An 18,006-nucleotide genomic window follows, 5' to 3' on the forward strand; every position below is an offset into this window, starting at 1 on the left:
AGACTAAAATGAAACTCGCTACTGCAACCATGATTGTCACTATCGCCTCTGCCTGTTTGACAACAGGGGCATTTGCCTCGCCTGAAAAAGGACTTGAGATTGCGATTGAAGCCGATAGTCGCGATAAGGGATTTGGTGATTCAACTGCACAGATGACAATGATCCTGATGGATAAATATGGCCAATCAACTGAACGTGCGATCCGTAATAGAACGTTTGAGGGTGATAATGAAGGTGATAAATCTCTGGTCATATTTGATAGTCCGGGTGATGTGCGCGGCACAGCTTTTCTATCGCATACGAAAAAGGCCGATTCTGACGACCAATGGCTATATTTGCCAGCACTGAAACGCGTGAAGCGTATCGCCTCGTCAAATAAGGCAGGTCCTTTTATGGGTAGCGAATTTTCATATGAAGATATCGCCAGTCAGGAAGTTGAAAAATACACCTATAACTATCTACGCGATGAACAGTTGAATGGCCTTGACTGTTTTGTTGTTGAGTATGATCCGGTTGATCCCAAAAGTGGTTATAAGCGCCAGATCGTCTGGATGGATAAGGCTGAGTATCGCGTTCATAAAATTGATTTCTATGACCGCAAAGATGCACTTTTGAAAACCTTGACCTATGAAGATTATAATCAATATCTAGACAAATACTGGCGTTCTAACCGTTTGGTTATGATAAATCACCAGACAGGCAAGACAACAGAACTGGTGTTTGCCGATTGGAAATTGCAGACCGGTATGACCGAACGTGATTTTGAAAAATCCGCATTGAAACGAATTCGATGACGATGTTTGCTGTTCGTAGCTTTGCCATTATCCTGTTGCTAGCACAACCGGCCTTTGCTGGTGAGGTCAACGGTACGCTATCATCGCGGCTGGATTTTTATCCGGATCATGCTGATGGCACGACGTCAGAAGGGCGTTCAGCCGAAGTGAAAATCGATGCCTTTCATGATTTTGACGATAGTCGGATTGTCGGTGAATTCATTGCCCGTGGCGATGAAAAAGATAGTGGTCGCCGGATCACTGAAGCTCGTCAGGCTTATCTTCGTACCCCCTTTGCCGGATTTGATGTTTTTGTTGGCAATCGTCAGGAATTTTGGGGCAAGGCAGAAAGTAAAAATGTTGTTGATGTCATTAATCAGTCGGATGCCGCCGCAAATGAGGGTAAATCAGGTAAACTTGGTGCACCATCTATATCGGCTGAGCGCTATCTAGATATTGGTGACCTGCAACTTTGGTATATTACTGGTTTCCGCGAAAAAACATTTAATGACAGTGACGCGCATCCGAGCAGTGGACTGCCGGTCAGCTTTGCACAATATGCACGTAAAGATGGCAAGGGTGCAGATGACTTTGCGGCGCGCTTATCCAGCTTTGTTGGTGACTGGGATATCGCGGGTAGTGTTTTTTACGGTACCGCCCGTGATCCCATTTTGTCTGTCGCCAATGGTGGCAGTGCATTAAGTCCTTATTATGCATTGCAAAAATCAATTGGATTGGAAGCTCAATATACGGGTGATGTGACATTGCTCAAATGGGAAAGCCTTCATGGTACCCAAACCGGTTTACTAGGCACGCATGATTTTGCGGCGGCTGTAGCGGGCATTGAATATACTTATTACGGGCCATTTGAAACAATGTGGGATATTGGTTTGATTGGTGAAATTCAACATGATGATCGTCCACAGGCTGCAGCCAATCAATTTGGTGTTGCGGGTGTAAGGCTGGTGTTTAATGACATTGCAGACAGTAATATCCTGTTTCTGGCATCAGCAGATCGTAAAGCGGATCAGTCCTTCATCTCTTTGGAAGCGTCGCGACGGATCAATGATGCCACCAGTGTGAAGCTGACCAGCCAGTTTTACAATGCGCGCACGCCCACATCTGCATTTGGTCAGCTATCGGATGATGATGCGGTCATCTTGACGGTAAATATATTCTTTTAGAACTATATGCGGTTTAGGGTTATTTTTTCATCATTTTGGTGATGGCCGAGCTAAAACGCGTCTGATCAGCCTGCATAACTGTTTTGAATGCGGCTATTCTATCTTCAATGCTGGAAGCGCTATTATCGATAAGCGTTCTTAGTTGCTCATCCTTGATGGTCTTGGCGCGTTGTTCGGCTTTCAACCGCATTAACTTTTTTTCATTATCAGTCATACTATTTAATCTATTCCGGTTTTGGAGGTGCTGCTAGCCATATGCCATGTAATTTACATTTGATCCAATCCAGATTGTTTCTAAGTCACGTTCTAAAATGGCGTGATGATGAACGCTAAATAGTGTATTTGAGTCCATCAAATCCAATCAAACAGTGGCCGTCGAATGTATTTTTGACGTCAGCAAGCCAGTCATCGTCACTGCTAATTTCTCTTTCAGGGGGAATGAGATGGTTTAGCATAAGGCACTTAACATCAGCTTCTTTAGCGATACTGCCAGCTTGCGAGGCAAGTGTATGGGACGCCACCAAATGTTTGCGAAGTTGTTCATTGCCTGTTTTGGTTTGGCCGACAACATAGTCAATGCCTGATGAAAGCATGGCTTCATGCACCAGAACATCACTCTTTTTCGCAAAATCAATCATCGCATCTAGATAGGTTGTGTCACCTGAAAAAGTGATGGCTTTATCACCAGCATCAAACCTGAGGGCATAGGTCTCAACGATAGGCGGGTGGTTGTTCTTGATTGCGCTCACGCGCAGATCATCATCATACATGATGCTGAAGGCCTCACCAGGTGCGTTGACGTCGCTGTAAGTGTGGAATGCGACCATGTCATCAAGTGGAAGTCTGCCTTCATCCACAATCCGAAGCTCGATGTCAAACGTCATCATGTGACGAAATCCATTCCAAAGCTTATCGAGTCCTGGTGGGCCATAAACCTGAACGGGTTTCGAAAGACCAGCGGTCCATGCGGTATGGAGAAGCGCACCAAGTTCAAGGCAGTGGTCTGAATGATAATGTGTAATAAAAATATGTGTAATATCGGTCAACTTATAGCCGGCGTTAACAAGTCCTGAGGTAACGCCAAGCCCACAATCGATGACAATTGATTTATCAGCAATGGCAAGATGTGAGGATGTAGGCATCATTGATGGCCCTTTGCCACGCAGAGATGGGCCTCCTTTAGTGCCTAATAATGTTAGATTTATCCCCACATTATAATCCATTGGTCGATTGATATATCACAGATATTTTAGCCTATGTGGTCACAAATAATTACGCAATCATCTTTATCAACAGTATCTCTATTTTACGTTTGGTGTTCTTCTGCGGGGCCTCGAGGTTAGCCTGTTTTTTGGATATCGGTTGTTATGTTCCAACCCAGGTTTGCTGCTATATCACTGGCTATTTTGGTTATTTGGGGCCCAAGTTTTTCCCGAAAGGCTGGCGTAAAGGTGCGCACTGACCCTGTCGCGCCAATCGACATGGTGGCACCTGGCCCAGTACGAGCGATGGGGGCAGCTACCGAGCACATGCCGCGCTCAATTTCTTCCACACATTCTGCAAATCCACGTTCGCGTATGCTTTGGAACTCGGTTTTCAAGTCCTGAACATTGGTCAATGTAAATTCCGTGTAAGCGCGCAATTGCCCTTCAACAAGACAGGATAAAGACAAGTCGGTAGAAAAGGCGGCCACGGCTTTTGAGCAAGAACAAGCATGCAAGGGGCGTTTTCCTAATCCGGGATGAAGATAAGAGACACCAGTGTCAGGGGTCTCAACATGAATGATTTCAACTGATTTTCCACGCAGTCGGGACAGGAAAAACGTACAGCTAAATTGGGTGGCTACTTGTTTTAATGTGGGGGCAATGGTTTCCAGTAAAGAACGGTCAGACTGGTCGCTTTGCGTTATCCGCTTCAAGCGCGAGCCAATGGCAAATTGCCCGCGACCTACAGGCTCTAATAGGCCGATGGCAACAAGGTCTTGAACCAATCGGTATGCCGAAGGTTTTGGAAGCTCAGTGTGGGCGCAAATATCCGTCACTGTTGCCAGTTCTTTTTGCCCAACGACTTCAATGATCATAGTTAGGCGCTCAAGATACATATTTTTTCCTTGTGATAAAACGATTATCATCTTACAAGAATTTATAGATAATCGCAAGGAAGGAACGTGAATATGGACGGTCTATGCTGTGGTCCGGGTTATGCAAGCCCTGCAGAGGCGATTAAAGCGCCGCGTGAAAAACTCCTTTATACCATTGCTATCTATACGGGCACCGGTATCCAGAAGCCGGATTATCTGGCTACAGTAGATGCCGATCCCGATAGTCCTACATATTCGCAGGTTATTCACCGTCTTGAAATGCCGGGTATTGGCGATGAATTGCACCATATGGGCTGGAATGCGTGTTCATCATGTCATGATGACGCTGGTATGAGTCGTAAATACCTGCTTGTGCCGGGTGTTCGTTCAAATAATATTCATGTGATCGATACAGCAACTGATCCCTTTGCACCGCGCTTGCACAAGGTCATTGACGGTGCTGAAATCAAATCAAAAACGAATCTGTCAGGCCCGCACACCGTGCATTGTTTGGGATCGGAAATTATTATTTCCTTTCTTGGCGATGCCAAGGGGGAAGCCCCTGGTGGCTATCTGCATCTCAATAAAGAGTTTGAGATCGTTGGCAGGTGGGAAAACTCCATGGGTGATATACCTTTCAGTTATGATTTCTGGTATCAGCCACGTCATAATGTGATGGTTAGTTCGGAATGGGCAGCTCCCAATACCTTTATGCCTGGTTTTGACCTTGAAGAAGTGGGTCATCTTAAATACGGGCGCCGCCTTCACATCTGGGATTTTGAAAAGAAACAGCCGGTCGAGACTATGTATCTTGGCGAAGATGGTCTTATTCCTCTGGAAGTTAAGTTCATGCATGATCCAGATAGCAGCCATGGATTTTGCGGTGCGGCTCTCAGCGCAAATGTTATCCATTTCTGGAAATCTGACGAGGGCACTTGGGAATGGGAAAAGATCATCGATGTTGAGAATGAGCCGCATCCTGAATGGCCGATACCTGTACCTGGTGTGATGTCGGCTATTCTTGTGTCGATGGATGATAAATATCTTTACCTGAATAACTGGTTGCATGGCGATATGCGCCAATATGACATCTCTGATCCACATAATCCTGTGCTTACCGGACAGGTCTGGATGGGAGGGTTGTTAGGCAAAGCCCCTGTTGTGAATGGCGTCAATGTTGCGGGGGGGCCGCAGATGTACCAGCTATCGCTTGACGGGAAGCGGATGTATGTCACCACGTCGCTGTTCTCAACGTGGGACAACCAATTTTACCCCGAAATTCGCACACAAGGTGGTGTCATGTTGATGATTGACTGTGACGTTGAGAATGGTGGTATGAAAATTAACGAGAATTTCATCGTTGATTTTGGCAAGGAACCAAATGGCCCGTCACGTTGCCATGAAACCCGCTATCCAGGCGGCGATTGCACAAGCGATATCTGGCTATGAGTATGATCACCATCGCCAACCGTGAGAATGCAACTTATCAGGTGAAAGGCCGGAAACCGTTGCTTGATGAATTGCGTGATCAGGGTGTTGATCTTCCTTATGGATGCAAATATGGCGGGTGTATAACCTGTGCGGCCAAGCTGATTGATGGTGAAATTGACCAGCGCGCTCAGGTGGCGCTTAATAATTGGCAGTTAAACAATGGCTATGTCATCCTATGTGTTGCGCGCGCCAAAACCGACTGCACGCTGGAAATTGGGGTTGAAAGCCATGATAAATTATATCGCAACCCGTTTCTCGACCCTTTGCAACCACATGAACTAAAAGCTGATATTGCAACTCCTTTGGATGCCGAAAAATGAAATATATGAACCATGACGAACCCTATAGTCACGAATATCTGCAAAATATTCTCGCATCAGTCAAAACCATAGCCATGGTGGGTGCCAGTCCCGATAAAACCAAATTCAGCTATGGTGTGTTGCGGGTGTTGCATGAAACTGGCTATGACATGATACCCATTAATCCACGCCTTGGTCTGGGCGAGATCAGGGGGCTTAAAGTTTATCCAAACCTGGCCGCAATTGACCGGCCAGTTGATATGGTCGAGGTGTTTCGAAAGCCCGCGGACTTACCTGGGATCGCCGAAGAGGCCATTGCTATTGGTGCTAAGGTATTATGGGGGCAAATCGGCGTCCGCAATGATGAGGCGGCACGGATGGCGGAAGATGCTGGCATGCAGGTGGTGATGGATCGCTGTCCTAAAATCGAGTTGTTCCGGCCTTTCTGGAAACCCCGTCTTGATCTTGCTATATGATAGTAAGCGACACTTAAATCTATGTTTCGTCTGTCTGTAGTTGCGGATGCAGTGGGCCAATAATCTGGCCGTTCCCCGATGCGATGAATTGGTTCAAGTCCATAATAAAAAGGAAATCAAACATGCCTCAGAACATTAATAAAAGCGTAAAAGACCTTGTAAAAGCGGCCATTTCTGCCGTGCCCACAATTAGTGTCGATGACGCCATGGATTTGGTAGGGTCGCCGGATCACGTTTTTGTTGATCTGCGTGACGGGACTGAACAAGCCAAAACTGGAATCATTGAGGGGGCTATTGCATCTTCACGTGGCATGATGGAATTTCATATTGATCCGGAAAGTCCCGTGCACAAGCCCGAATTTAACCAAGATAAGACCTATGTGTTTTATTGTGCATCTGGGGGGCGATCTGCCATGGCAGCGCTTGTAGCCATGGATATGGGGCTCTCGCCTGTTGTGAATCTGGCTGGTGGTGTTGGTGCTTGGAAGAAAGCTGGTGGCGTGTTGTCATAAAACCTCTGGGCCAATGGATTTTAAGTCAGGAAACGGCCTCGGTTTCCAAAACTAAAGGGTGTGAAGCAATGCCTTATTGGAGCTTATATGATTTACGATAATCCTGAGCTAGCACGCGATGCTGCTAATCATGCCGCTTTGTCACCCGTTTCGATCCTTAAACGTGTAGAACGTGTGCATCCAGAACTAACAGCGCAAATTCATGGGCGCATCCGGCGTAATTGGGGTGAGGTGGCTGAACGTTGTAAGCGGCTTGCTTCGGCCTTGGCCAAGCGTAATATTGGCAAGGGAGATACTGTTGCTTTGATTGCCCCGAATATTCCCGAAGCACTTGAGTGTGCACTGGCTATGCCTATGCTGGGTGCTGTTTTGAACGCGAATAATACCAAACTGGATGCAGGCACGATTGCCTATATTCTGGAGCATGGTGAAGCTAAAGTTTTGTTCGTCGATACGGAATTTTCAGACGTGGCCGCAAAAGCCGTTGCGCAATCCGATCGTGATTTACTTATCATCGATATTGAAGACAGTGAAGGGCCAGGCGGGGATAAGATTGGCGCGCTAACATATGACGCACTTTTGGCCGAAGGCGACCCGAATTTTCCATATTGTTTGCCAGATGATGAATGGGACGCGCTGGCATTGAACTATACGTCTGGTACCACAGGGCGACCCAAGGGTGTCGTATATTCTCATCGTGGTTCGTGGATGAATGCTGTCAATAATGTGGTCACATGGGAAATGCCGCATCACCCTGTGTATCTTTGGACATTACCACTATTTCATTGTAATGGCTGGTGCTTTCCGTGGACAATCACCCTGCTTGCTGGCACGCATGTATTTTTGAGGGCGCCAAGAGCTGATGCTATCTATGATGCGTTTGTTGATTATAAGGTCACGCATCTTTGTGGTGCCCCCATTATCATGTCAATGATATTGAGCGCATCAGAAAAGCGGAAGTTTTCGCAAAAGATCAAAATGATGACTGCGGCAGCACCACCGCCTGCCAGCGTGATTCAAGGGATAGAGGCGCTGGGCATATCAATTACACATGTCTATGGATTGACTGAGGTCTATGGACCTGCCGTTGTGTGTGCGGAAAAACCTGTTTGGGCAAGGCTTGCACCTGAGAAGCAGGCTGAATTGAAAGCAAGGCAAGGCGTGGCTTATGAGTTGGAAGAGGATGTGCTGGTCTTAAATCCTGAAACATCTGTTCCTGTCGCGTGGGATGGTGAAACGTTGGGCGAAGTTGCGTTTCGTGGCAATATTGTCATGAAGGGATATTTGAAGGATCCAGTGGAAACAGCCAAGGCGTTTAGGGGGGGGTGGTTCTGGTCTGGCGATATAGCCGTGCAGCACGCCGACGGTTATATCGAGATACGTGACCGGTCTAAAGATATCATCATTTCGGGAGGCGAGAACATCTCATCCATTGAGGTTGAAAAAGCTCTCTATTCGCATCCAGCCGTGAGCCTTGTTGCGGTGGTGGCGATGCCTGATGAAAAATGGGGTGAAGTACCTTGTGCTTTTGTCGAGTTGTCAGGTCAAGCATCGGAAGCAGAATTACTTGCGCATGCAAGAGAAGGCCTTGCTGGATACCAATGTCCAAAGAAAGTGATCTTTGGCGAATTACCCAAAACCACGACTGGGAAAATCCGCAAAAATGAACTCCGCGACCAGGTTCGCCAAAAGCTTTGATTGCATCAAGAGGCAAACCCTCCTTGGTTAAAGACTCCATCCTCCATCGACAATTTGAAACGTGCCTGTGGTGAATTTTGACTCGTCACTGGCAAGGTGAATAAGAATGCCTGCCACTTCATCGGCGGTTGCAAACCGCCCAATCGGCTGGCGCGCCAGAAACTGAATTTTGGCATCTTCATAATTTCCAGTAGCGCGCATACGCTCTTCTAAAGATGGCGTCATGATAGTGCCTGGACACAGGGCGTTACATCGAATGCCTTGGCCAACATAATCTGCAGCAACAGCCCGTGTCAGGCCAAGAATAGCCGCTTTTGTTGACCCATAAAGACAGCGGTTTGGCGCGCCCTTAATCGACGATGCGACTGAGGCCATGTTTATGATCGACCCATCTTGCTGTTCAAGCATCCCCGGAAGATAAGCCCGAATAAGACGGAATTGCGATCGAACATTCAAGCCAAAGGAAAAATCCCAATCATCTTCGGACATATCCATGATGGTTCCGTTATGAACAAAACCAGCGCAATTGAACAAAGTCGTCAAGATGCCTGTTCGTTCAGGCGCTTTGGCAATAGCAACGGGATCCAGAACATCAAGTTGAAATGTTTCTATTGCATTGTTTTCTCGTGCTAAAGTTTCCAATGTGTTGACATTTATATCAGTCGCAAATACTTGGGCACCTTCGGCGGCCATTGCCAGAGCAGCCGCGCGTCCCATGCCTTGACCTGCAGCAGTTATCAGAACCTTTTTGCCTAACAATCTATCCATCACAATGACTCCCTAAGAAATATTTAAAACAATCCATTACCATGCCAGCCTAGTCAGGTTTCAACCGTTTGCTTAGAAATGCGTCTTGCATGCCCGCATTTTCGGCATCCTTATAAATACGTAAAAATAACCGTGCAATTGCACCTGCATCAGGGTGATCATCCAATAATGCCGAAATATATTCCATGTCTTTGACAGTGTTACCAATAGTAAAGACATATCCGTCATGCGAACCAGCAATCGCTTTGGGCGCAATCCGGTCAAGGCTCATCGAATGCCCCGATCCTTTGGATGCAAGGCTATAAAACTTTTCCCAATCAACGCCAAGCTCATAGGCTGCTTTCATAGCCTCAACAACCAAGGTAGCTGTACCCAATGCCAGAAAATTTGATATGAGTTTAGTTGTTGCGCCCATACCAACATCGCCCATACGTTCTATCTGCGCACAACAAGGCGACAGCAGTTCACTGGCCAACGCAAAATCATCAGCATCACATCCGACAATTGCCCCCAGCATGGCCTCGGCTGCCTGTTGTTGGCCGCCTGTTAGCGGTGCTTCTACATATCGCAGTTTGACAGAGCGCGCTTGTTCAGCGAGCGTCAATACTGTTGCGGCTTCATTAGTGGTGCAATCCACAATCATACTGGTAGGCGCGAGGAGGGGAAGAAGATCACTGCACACCGACATAGCTGTTTTCGAATTTGGTAAACATAGAATGATGTGGGAGCAGTGGCGTGCCATGTCAGCTAACGACAAAGCTTCATGCGCTCCCATAGCAACAAGTTCTTCAATAGGTGCTCGGTTTTTATTGGCTATAATAGAGACCTCACGTCCGGCTTTAAGCAGGTTTTGAACCATGCCTTTTCCCATGATGCCAGCACCGATAAAGCCAATCTCAAAGCGATGTGTCATATCAATCGGTTTCATATGATCAGGACCTATTTCATCGCCTAGACTGACTATTTAAATACCGCAATGGGTGCTCCCAACTTAGCCTTGTCAAGGCTTATACCAAGGCCGGGTTCATCGCTAGCGGTTAAGGTGCCATTAATTCGCTCAGGCGGATTCTGCGCTACTGATACGGTGACATAACTGTTGAAATCGGTCGATGAGAAGCGGTAATTCTGATTGGTCGAATGTGCCAGATGGGCAATCGCCGCGGTGGTTACGTCCCCGCCCCACGAATCTTCAATTGTCATAGGAATGCCAAGTGCGACGCATAAATCCCTAATCTGGCGTGCCTTGGTCAAGCCGCCAACCTTTGAAATTTTCAAATTGATGGCATCCATTGCTTGATCACCATAAGCGCGCAGGAACATGGCCAGCCCATCGATATTTTCATCCAGAATAAATGGTAATGGTGTTAGTCGCCGAATGCTGACGCAATGATCATAGTTAGGGCATGGTTGCTCGATATATATGTCAAGCTCACGTACTGCATTGACCACACGCCGCGCATCCGTCACTGACCAGCCTGTATTGGCATCAGCTACCAATACCTCATCTGTGGCCATCACATTGCGGGTGGCAAAACAACGCGCAATATCATCATTAGCATTGCCACCAACCTTTAGCTGGAATTTCGTATAGCCTTCATCTCGGTATTTTTGCACATTGGCGGCCATTTCATCAGCAGGTAGTTGGGTAATAGCGCGATATAGGGCAACACTTTCGCCATCACGACCGCCCATCAGATCACAAACCGATTTTCCGGTTTGCTGGCCTAAAATATCCCAGCAAGCCATATCAATAGGTGACTTAACATAGGGGTGCCCCAATAAGGCGCGATCCATGATATCGTTAATACGCTGTATCGCGGTGGCATCCTGACCAATTAGATGTGGTGCCAGTTCGGCGATGCCAGTGCGGACACCGGGGCCATAAGCGGGTAGATAAAACGGCCCCAGAGGACAGACTTCGCCAACACCCGTAATGCCCGCATCAGTTTCAAGTTCAATCACTGTTGAGTCAAAGGTTTCGACATATTTACCGTCGGCCCATGAATAGCGGCCTTCTTTGAGTGGTAAGTCAACCTGATAGACACGAATTTCTTTGATACTAGCCATTGTTGCAAACTTTCCTAATATGAATTATCCGTCACAAAGGTGATTAGTCGATTATAAATCACTAAGTGACATTGGACAGAAACCGCTTTGCATGTGCACTTTTTGGGTTTGCAATAACTTGTGATGGTGGGCCAATTTCTTCGATCAGGCCTTCATGCACATAAGCCACACGATCAGAAACATCGCGTGCAAATCCAATTTCATGTGTAACCACAAGCATAGTCATACCTGCATCACTCAATAACCGCATTGTGTCCAAAACCTCACCAACCAGTTCTGGATCAAGCGCGGATGTAACCTCGTCAAATAGCATATAGCGTGGTTCCATAGCCAAAGCGCGCGCGATCGCAAGACGTTGTTGCTGACCACCTGACATCCGGCTTGGATACACATCAAACTTATCGCCTAGACCAACATGCTCTAACTGCGCCTTAGCAATTTCTTCTGACTCAGGTTTGGATTTGCCAAGTACAATTTTTGGAGCCAAGGCCACATTTTCAAGCGTTGTCAAATGCGGAAAGGCGTTATATTGCTGAAAAACCATTCCAATTTTCTGGCGTAGTTTATTCATGTCAGTTGATTTTGAATGAACATCAACACCATCGACAAGTATCTGTCCGCTTTGAATGTCCTCAAGCCCATTTATACAATAAAGCAAAGTTGATTTGCCTGAACCACTGGCTCCAATGATCGAAATCACCTCGCCTTGCTGAACGGTCAGATCTACGCCTTTCAGAACTTCAAGCTCACCAAAGGATTTTCTAAGGTTTTTAATTTCAATCATATTGCCACCTCTTTTCTAAGCGGTCGGTGATACGTGCAATTGGATATGACAGCATAAAATAAAAGCCACCAACAACTGCCAAAATAATAAAAGGTTCCTGTGTCCGGGTAACCAATATTTGTGAAGCGCGAAGTAGTTCGACATAACCAAGCACTGACACTAATGCCGAGTCCTTCAACACACCTAGCGCCACTCCTGTCCAAGCTGGAAGAACCGCACGTAACCCGATCGGAAATACGACGTAACGAATGTCTTGAAAATACGTCATGCCAAGCGAGCGAGCTGCACGGCGCATCGGCAAGGGGGTTGCTTCTACACCGCTTCGTGCGACCTGCGCGACCAAGGCGGCGGTATAGACTATTAGCACGATTGTACCTGCCATGAACGGCGATAGTGGCAAACCGATAATCGGAAAAAAATTATAGAACAGAATTAGCTGGATGATGAGTGGCACGCTTCGAAACACATCCAGTATCAGATTTAAAATAGCTGTTAAATAGCGATTAAATTCGGCTAGAATCCATCCAAAGATAACGCCAAGTAAACTACCCGAAGATATGGCAATCACCGAAATCATCAAGGTTCGCATTGCGGCTTCACCCAGAAACAAAAAGTCTGACGCCTTGAAAGCGGTAAAGAATGCGATGGTTGGGGCTGCTGAAGTTTCCATTGGTGCCCCTAATATCTAAATAACCGGCGGCCAATAATCCACGATAAGCCCAAGATAATCTTGACGATCGCGTAATATATAATGGCGGCGGCTAGAAAATATTCAAAAATGCGAAATGTCTTAAACGCAAGGAACTGGGTTTCGCCCGATAGTTCGCGGAAGCCGACCAACATGCCCAGAGAACTCATTAATACAGACCATACAAGCTGATTTGTCATGGGATGGTAAACGATACGAAAAACCTGTGGAATCGCGATGCGCAAATAGGTTTGTGTAATGGACATGCCTAATGAACGTGCCGCCCGAATTTGAGTGTTAGGTATGGCGTTAAAGCCACCACGAAAGGTTTCGGCTAGATAACCAGCATTATTGAAGGATAAGCCAAATAGCACGATTAAAAAGGGGCTGAGATGAATACCCAAAGCACCAAGACCAAAGCCAAAGAAAAACAATTGCAACAAGGCTGGTGTATTTCGGGCAATTTCAATCCAGCCATAGGCAAAAGCGCGCATGGGACGGTTCCCATACATTTTCATTAAAGCCAAAGCCATGCCAATCAAAATGCCACACAACATGGCTAGCATGGCAACTTCCATAGTTACCAAACCGGCAGCTATAAGCTGGTCAAGTTTGCGAAAAACGGGTCGCCAATGAAAATTATAATCCATAGAAATGACCGTTGCGTCAAAAGTGATGAGTTAACAAAATGATTAATTTACTATAAAGAATAGATTGTTGCCCACCGTGGCAGGCAACAATTATTTGGAAATCAGGCTATAATCACATTAGCCATCATTGATCGCATAGATCTAGTACATAACGCCTGGGATGCGTAGCTCAGGTGCTTCACCGCCGACATATTTGCCCCACAGTTCCTGATAACGACCTGACCGCACCTGCTGTGTTACAAACAGATTAAGATAGTTCAACCAGCCAAAATCTTTGCGCGGGCCAACCACTGATGTGTAATCTGTTGTCCATGGCATTCTCGGGCCAGCGACAATTGTGTCATATTGATTGGTGATAGGCTTAACAGCAGTGTTTGTTGTGATGCCTGCATCAATCTTGCCTTGGGCAACAGCCAGGAAAACTTCATTTTCGCTTTGGAAGCCTTGATACAGATTTTCCGTACCCCATTCTTTGGCAATTTTCAAAAACTCAATCTCAGGAACGGTACCAACAGCTGCACCAACACGCTTGCCTTTCATATCGGCAAAGCTTGTGATGCCTGACTCTTTTGTCACCACTGCTTGTGCATAATAGATCGCATAAGGAATGGTGAAACCGACTGTCTTGGCACGCTCAAGCGTATCGGATGTGCCGCCAAAAACCACATCAGCGCGGTTTGATACGATACTTGGCAATCTCTCAGCCCAGGTCAGTGGGATGATTTCGTAATCAACATCCATGGCTGTGGCCAAATCTTTACAATACTCGACGTCAAAGCCAGCTGGCTCATTATTGGCATCGCGATATCCAATGGGTGGAAAGTCCAAAACAACACCACAACGGACTTTGCCGTTATCAATCACGTCATCTAACTTATCAGCTTGTGCTACTGTTCCAGTTGTCAAAGCCAACGATAAAGCTAGTGATGCACAAACAGCCATCTTGTTAATAAAATTCTTGGTTCTCATTTCACTCTCCTGATTAGGTTTTGAGTTTGGACAATTTTTTAAACCGTAGCATGTCGACTTTATGTCGACAATCTTTTTGATTTTAAAAATGTGCTGAATAAAAAGCCGCTTCTGCGAGGATGTTAAGAATACTTATGATACGAACGGGACAGGAAACAGGATAAGTAAAAGCGTTTAACTTTGACCATCACGCGGTTTGACGCGAATATCAAAGTCTGTTGAGTGGCGGTCATTCAGATAGTTCAAAAACTTTGTAGCCACATCAATGGCGTGCGCTTTGGCGAGGGTTTCAGCCCGGTCAGCATCTTTGTTCTCGATTGCATCTATTATTAAGTCATGTTCATCGGCGACCGAGTCGGGTACGCCTTCAAAAAACGAGTTAAAATATAGATACAGCATGCGTTTGCCATCATCGAGAAGGCGTGAATATAGAAAATCAAAGTATTTATTCCGCGCCGCTTTGCTGATGGCCATATGAAATTCACGGTTTGAATCGATCATGAGGGCAAAATCGGCTTGCGCTAAGGCATTTCTAAACTCTATTTGTTTAGCGCGCATAAATTCCAGATCGTCTTCGGTGCGAAATTGCGCAGCTAGGCGCGTTACCAGACGCTGGATCAATTCCAGCGCATCCAAATAATCGGGAAGGGTGTCCAGCCCCAACGGCGCCACGACAGAATTCTTATTTGGCAAGGTATGAACAAGACCTTCCATTGAGAGCCGAATAAGGGCTTCACGGATAGGCGATCGCGACATTAAAAAGCGCGAGCTTAGACTGGCTTCATCAAGCAATTCGCCAGGTGCCAACTCAAGACAAATTATCGATTCTCGTAAATGTTGATAAACAAATTTGGCGCTATCGCCACGTTTTCGTGTGGGTCCGTTTTTCATTATTTAAATGCGTTCCTTAAACTCATTATCCTTATTCTACTTAATCTCCGTCAATAAAGGCTGGCAATCAATTGGTTGGAATATTTTAATCGATTATAGTATACAAATAGTCGACAAGGCAACGACACGCGCTTTTTGACTGTCTCTTAAGGCCAAATATTAATAGAAGCTATGTGTCAGTTGTCTAATAGTTTTGCCTTTACTACGTATGCTTATGGAGCTTAGCGATGTTTGACGGTATTATACCTCCCATTATCACGCCTTTTAACGATGATATGTCAGTTGACGAAAAAGGATTTGCTACGGTCATTGAATATATGATTGCAAATGGAGTCCACGCCATCATTGTGGGTGGCACAACAGGTGAGAACTATTCCCTTAGCACCGCAGAACGCATTAATCAATTTGGCGTTGCACGCGACATCATAAATGGTCGTGTGCCAATGATTTGCGGTGTAAATGACATGACTACAGCTACTGCCGTTGGGCTAGCAGAAGCTGCGCGAGATAAAGGGGCTGATGGTATTTTGTTGGCTGCGCCGCCTTATTCATTGCCAACTGAACGAGAATTAGCTGCGCATTGTTTGTTAATTGACCGTGCGGCAGATTTGCCCATCATGCTTTATAATTATCCGGGTCGAACAGGCGTCTGGATGGGGGAAGAATTTCTCTCTCGCGTTGGACAGCGTAATAACTTCATGTCGATCAAAGAAGCGAGTGGTGACATCAACCGCATTCATCTTTTAGCACGAGAATTTCCACATATAGCGTTGAGTTGTGGTGCAGAAGACCAGGCTCTTGAATTTTTTGTTTGGGGCGCTACCAGTTGGGTCACGCCTATGGCTAATTTCTTTTGTGCGGAACTTGTCCGTTTTTACGAATTATGTCGATTTGAAAAAGATTTTGATACTGCCCGCGAAATGATGACAGCCTTGTTACCGTTAACAACCGTAATCGAAGGTGGCGGAAAATTTGCCCAATCAGTGAAATTCTGTGTCGAGTTTCAGGGCATGTCAGCAGGCCCGGTGCGGCCACCAATGCGCGCTTTAAAGAAAGAACAAAAGCGCGCTTTGCGGGAGGTCATCGAAACAGCCAAAATTAGCCTACAGTCAATCCTGTCCGACAAAGAAACCAAGAAAGATGAGTCTCATGTCAAACTTGTTAAATAAGCACGAAATTCAGGCCATTGCAGAACAGGTAAACTTTCCCAATACGGCTTTTATAAATGGTAAATTTGGAGCAGCTAAATCAGGCAAAACATTTGCCACGATTAATCCTGCAACTGGAGAGACACTCACCCAGATTGCAGCCTGTGATGCTGATGATGTTGATCTAGCTGTTGCAAAAGGTCGCAAGGCGTTTAATAGCGGAAGTTGGTCGAAAATGCACCCAACCGATCGCAAAAACACCATGATCAAGTTGGCCAAATTATTGACTCGTCACCGTAATGAATTGGCAGTGCTTGAAAGTCTGGAAAGCGGCAAGCCGATTAAAGATTGCCTCGAAATTGATGTGCCAGAAACCATTCAATGCTTATTATGGCATGCCGAAGCTGCTGATAAAATTTATGATCAAATTTCGCCATCAGGTGACGTTGCGCTTGGCATGATTGTACGCGAACCGGCGGGTGTTGTGGCATGCGTACTGCCATGGAATTTTCCACTGATGATGCTAGCATGGAAAATGGGCCCAGCCTTGGCAAGCGGTAACAGCGTTATTGTGAAACCAGCTGAACTAACCAGCATGACAGCTTTGAAAGTTGCTGAACTTGCCGAAGAAGCAGGAATTCCTGAAGGGGTATTTCAGGTTATTCCCGGACTTGGTGAGACAGCAGGGCAGGCAATTGGGCGTCATCCCGATATCAATGTGATTTCGTTTACTGGATCGACTGAAATTGGACGCCGTTTTCTGGAATATTCGGCACAATCCAATCTCAAGCGTGTAACGCTTGAATGTGGGGGTAAAAACCCTGCAGTGGTTCTGCAGGATGCCAAACAACTTGACGATATCGCGCGTCATGTGGTGCAAGCGGCGTTCTGGAACATGGGGCAGAATTGCACAGCCAATTCAAGACTCATCGTGCATAAGAATATTCATGATGCGCTGGTTGAACGGATCATTGACCGGACAGCTGATTGGCGGACAGGTGACCCACTTGATCCTTCGAATGCACTAGGGGCGATTGTGTCGCAAGAGCAATTTGACAAGGTTAATGGCTTTATTGATGGCGCCAAAAAGCAAGGGGCACGTCAATTGACCAAAGAGCCTGCAAAGAGTAATGGCAGAGGTCTATTCATTACGCCAACCATTTTTGGTGATGTGAAGCCTGATATGGAAATTGCGGTTGATGAAGTTTTTGGGCCAGTGATGGCAGTCATTCCCGTTGGTTCAGATCAGGAAGCTATCACATTGGCTAATCAGACCGAATATGGCTTACAGGCGTCTTTATTTACATCTGATGTGGGACGAGCGCATTTCTATTCACGCCAGCTACAGGCCGGCACTGTGTCGGTCAATTGCTATAGTGAGGGTGATATTACCACACCATTTGGTGGCTATAAGCAATCTGGCTTTGGCGGCAAGGATAATTCCCTGATGGCGCACGACCAATATGTCCAAACAAAAACAATTTGGATCGACCTTAGCGAAGATCATATTGAAGAAGATATAGGATAA

The 18,006-nt window shown here is 46.2% G+C and carries 20 protein-coding genes; 9 read left to right on the plus strand and 11 right to left on the minus strand.

The window, feature by feature from the left end:
* Nucleotides 1-8: 8 nt before the first annotated feature.
* Nucleotides 9-794, plus strand: coding sequence for an outer membrane lipoprotein-sorting protein (locus tag SAR116_RS01505; protein ID WP_041860700.1), 786 nt, complete (start codon nt 9-11; stop codon nt 792-794).
* Complete coding sequence (locus tag SAR116_RS01510) at nt 791-1,957, plus strand: hypothetical protein (protein ID WP_013045167.1); 1,167 nt, start codon at nt 791-793, stop codon at nt 1,955-1,957. Before SAR116_RS01505 ends, SAR116_RS01510 begins: the two co-directional genes overlap by 4 nt.
* A 19-nt stretch (nt 1,958-1,976) precedes the next feature.
* Here the strand turns inward: SAR116_RS01510 and SAR116_RS01515 are convergent, their stop codons facing one another.
* The 3 genes from SAR116_RS01515 to SAR116_RS01525 all read right to left on the minus strand — a co-directional run bounded on the left by SAR116_RS01515 (nt 1,977) and on the right by SAR116_RS01525 (nt 4,058).
* Nucleotides 1,977-2,171: a hypothetical protein gene (locus SAR116_RS01515; protein WP_013045168.1), complete on the minus strand. Its 195-nt coding sequence runs from the start codon at nt 2,169-2,171 to the stop codon at nt 1,977-1,979.
* Between the two features lie 115 nt (nt 2,172-2,286).
* Nucleotides 2,287-3,102 carry an MBL fold metallo-hydrolase gene (locus tag SAR116_RS01520; protein ID WP_238531162.1) on the minus strand — a complete coding sequence of 272 codons (816 nt, stop codon included), beginning with the start codon at nt 3,100-3,102 and terminating at the stop codon, nt 2,287-2,289.
* Between the two features lie 194 nt (nt 3,103-3,296).
* Nucleotides 3,297-4,058: an IclR family transcriptional regulator gene (locus SAR116_RS01525; protein ID WP_013045170.1), complete on the minus strand. Its 762-nt coding sequence runs from the start codon at nt 4,056-4,058 to the stop codon at nt 3,297-3,299.
* A gap of 72 nt (nt 4,059-4,130) precedes the next feature.
* On the opposite strand from SAR116_RS01525, the gene SAR116_RS01530 reads away from it, so the two are divergent.
* From SAR116_RS01530 to SAR116_RS01550, 5 genes are all read left to right on the plus strand, one after another.
* Nucleotides 4,131-5,486: a selenium-binding family protein gene (locus SAR116_RS01530; protein WP_013045171.1), complete on the plus strand. Its 1,356-nt coding sequence runs from the start codon at nt 4,131-4,133 to the stop codon at nt 5,484-5,486.
* A complete protein-coding gene (locus SAR116_RS01535; protein WP_013045172.1) occupies nt 5,483-5,848 on the plus strand; it encodes a 2Fe-2S iron-sulfur cluster-binding protein in 366 nt (121 codons plus the stop codon). Before SAR116_RS01530 ends, SAR116_RS01535 begins: the two co-directional genes overlap by 4 nt.
* Nucleotides 5,845-6,303: a CoA-binding protein gene (locus SAR116_RS01540; protein ID WP_013045173.1), complete on the plus strand. Its 459-nt coding sequence runs from the start codon at nt 5,845-5,847 to the stop codon at nt 6,301-6,303. The genes SAR116_RS01535 and SAR116_RS01540 overlap by 4 nt, the downstream gene beginning before the upstream one ends.
* Nucleotides 6,304-6,425: 122 nt before the next feature.
* Nucleotides 6,426-6,815 (plus strand): rhodanese-like domain-containing protein, encoded by a 390-nt coding sequence (locus SAR116_RS01545; RefSeq protein ID WP_013045174.1) that lies wholly within the window; start codon nt 6,426-6,428, stop codon nt 6,813-6,815.
* Between the two features lie 87 nt (nt 6,816-6,902).
* Nucleotides 6,903-8,513 (plus strand): AMP-binding protein, encoded by a 1,611-nt coding sequence (locus SAR116_RS01550; RefSeq protein WP_013045175.1) that lies wholly within the window; start codon nt 6,903-6,905, stop codon nt 8,511-8,513.
* Nucleotides 8,514-8,540: 27 nt separating this feature from the next.
* On the opposite strand, the gene SAR116_RS01555 is transcribed toward SAR116_RS01550, so the two are convergent.
* The 8 genes from SAR116_RS01555 to SAR116_RS01590 all read right to left on the minus strand — a co-directional run bounded on the left by SAR116_RS01555 (nt 8,541) and on the right by SAR116_RS01590 (nt 15,330).
* A complete protein-coding gene (locus SAR116_RS01555) occupies nt 8,541-9,281 on the minus strand; it encodes an SDR family oxidoreductase (protein WP_013045176.1) in 741 nt (246 codons plus the stop codon).
* A gap of 49 nt (nt 9,282-9,330) precedes the next feature.
* Complete coding sequence (locus tag SAR116_RS01560; protein WP_013045177.1) at nt 9,331-10,209, minus strand: NAD(P)-dependent oxidoreductase; 879 nt, start codon at nt 10,207-10,209, stop codon at nt 9,331-9,333.
* A gap of 32 nt (nt 10,210-10,241) precedes the next feature.
* Nucleotides 10,242-11,348, minus strand: a complete 1,107-nt coding sequence (locus tag SAR116_RS01565; protein WP_013045178.1) for a cis-3-hydroxy-L-proline dehydratase — start codon at nt 11,346-11,348, stop codon at nt 10,242-10,244.
* Nucleotides 11,349-11,409: 61 nt separating this feature from the next.
* Entirely contained in the window at nt 11,410-12,132 is a 723-nt protein-coding gene (locus tag SAR116_RS01570) for an amino acid ABC transporter ATP-binding protein (RefSeq protein WP_013045179.1), read from the minus strand.
* Entirely contained in the window at nt 12,125-12,802 is a 678-nt protein-coding gene (locus SAR116_RS01575) for an amino acid ABC transporter permease (RefSeq protein ID WP_013045180.1), read from the minus strand. The genes SAR116_RS01570 and SAR116_RS01575 overlap by 8 nt, the downstream gene beginning before the upstream one ends.
* 8 nt (nt 12,803-12,810) lie before the next feature.
* Nucleotides 12,811-13,470 (minus strand): amino acid ABC transporter permease, encoded by a 660-nt coding sequence (locus SAR116_RS01580; protein ID WP_013045181.1) that lies wholly within the window; start codon nt 13,468-13,470, stop codon nt 12,811-12,813.
* A gap of 141 nt (nt 13,471-13,611) precedes the next feature.
* Entirely contained in the window at nt 13,612-14,439 is an 828-nt protein-coding gene (locus tag SAR116_RS01585; RefSeq protein ID WP_013045182.1) for a transporter substrate-binding domain-containing protein, read from the minus strand.
* Between the two features lie 174 nt (nt 14,440-14,613).
* On the minus strand, nt 14,614-15,330 hold the full coding sequence (locus tag SAR116_RS01590) for a GntR family transcriptional regulator (protein WP_013045183.1): 717 nt from the start codon (nt 15,328-15,330) through the stop codon (nt 14,614-14,616).
* A 227-nt stretch (nt 15,331-15,557) separates the two neighbouring features.
* On the opposite strand from SAR116_RS01590, the gene SAR116_RS01595 reads away from it, so the two are divergent.
* Together SAR116_RS01595 and SAR116_RS01600 are read left to right on the plus strand one after the other, a co-directional pair.
* A complete protein-coding gene (locus SAR116_RS01595; protein ID WP_013045184.1) occupies nt 15,558-16,499 on the plus strand; it encodes a dihydrodipicolinate synthase family protein in 942 nt (313 codons plus the stop codon).
* Nucleotides 16,480-18,006, plus strand: a complete 1,527-nt coding sequence (locus tag SAR116_RS01600; RefSeq protein ID WP_041860701.1) for an aldehyde dehydrogenase — start codon at nt 16,480-16,482, stop codon at nt 18,004-18,006. The genes SAR116_RS01595 and SAR116_RS01600 overlap by 20 nt, the downstream gene beginning before the upstream one ends.

This window comes from Candidatus Puniceispirillum marinum IMCC1322 (assembly GCF_000024465.1).
Lineage (GTDB): Bacteria > Pseudomonadota > Alphaproteobacteria > Puniceispirillales > Puniceispirillaceae > Puniceispirillum > Puniceispirillum marinum.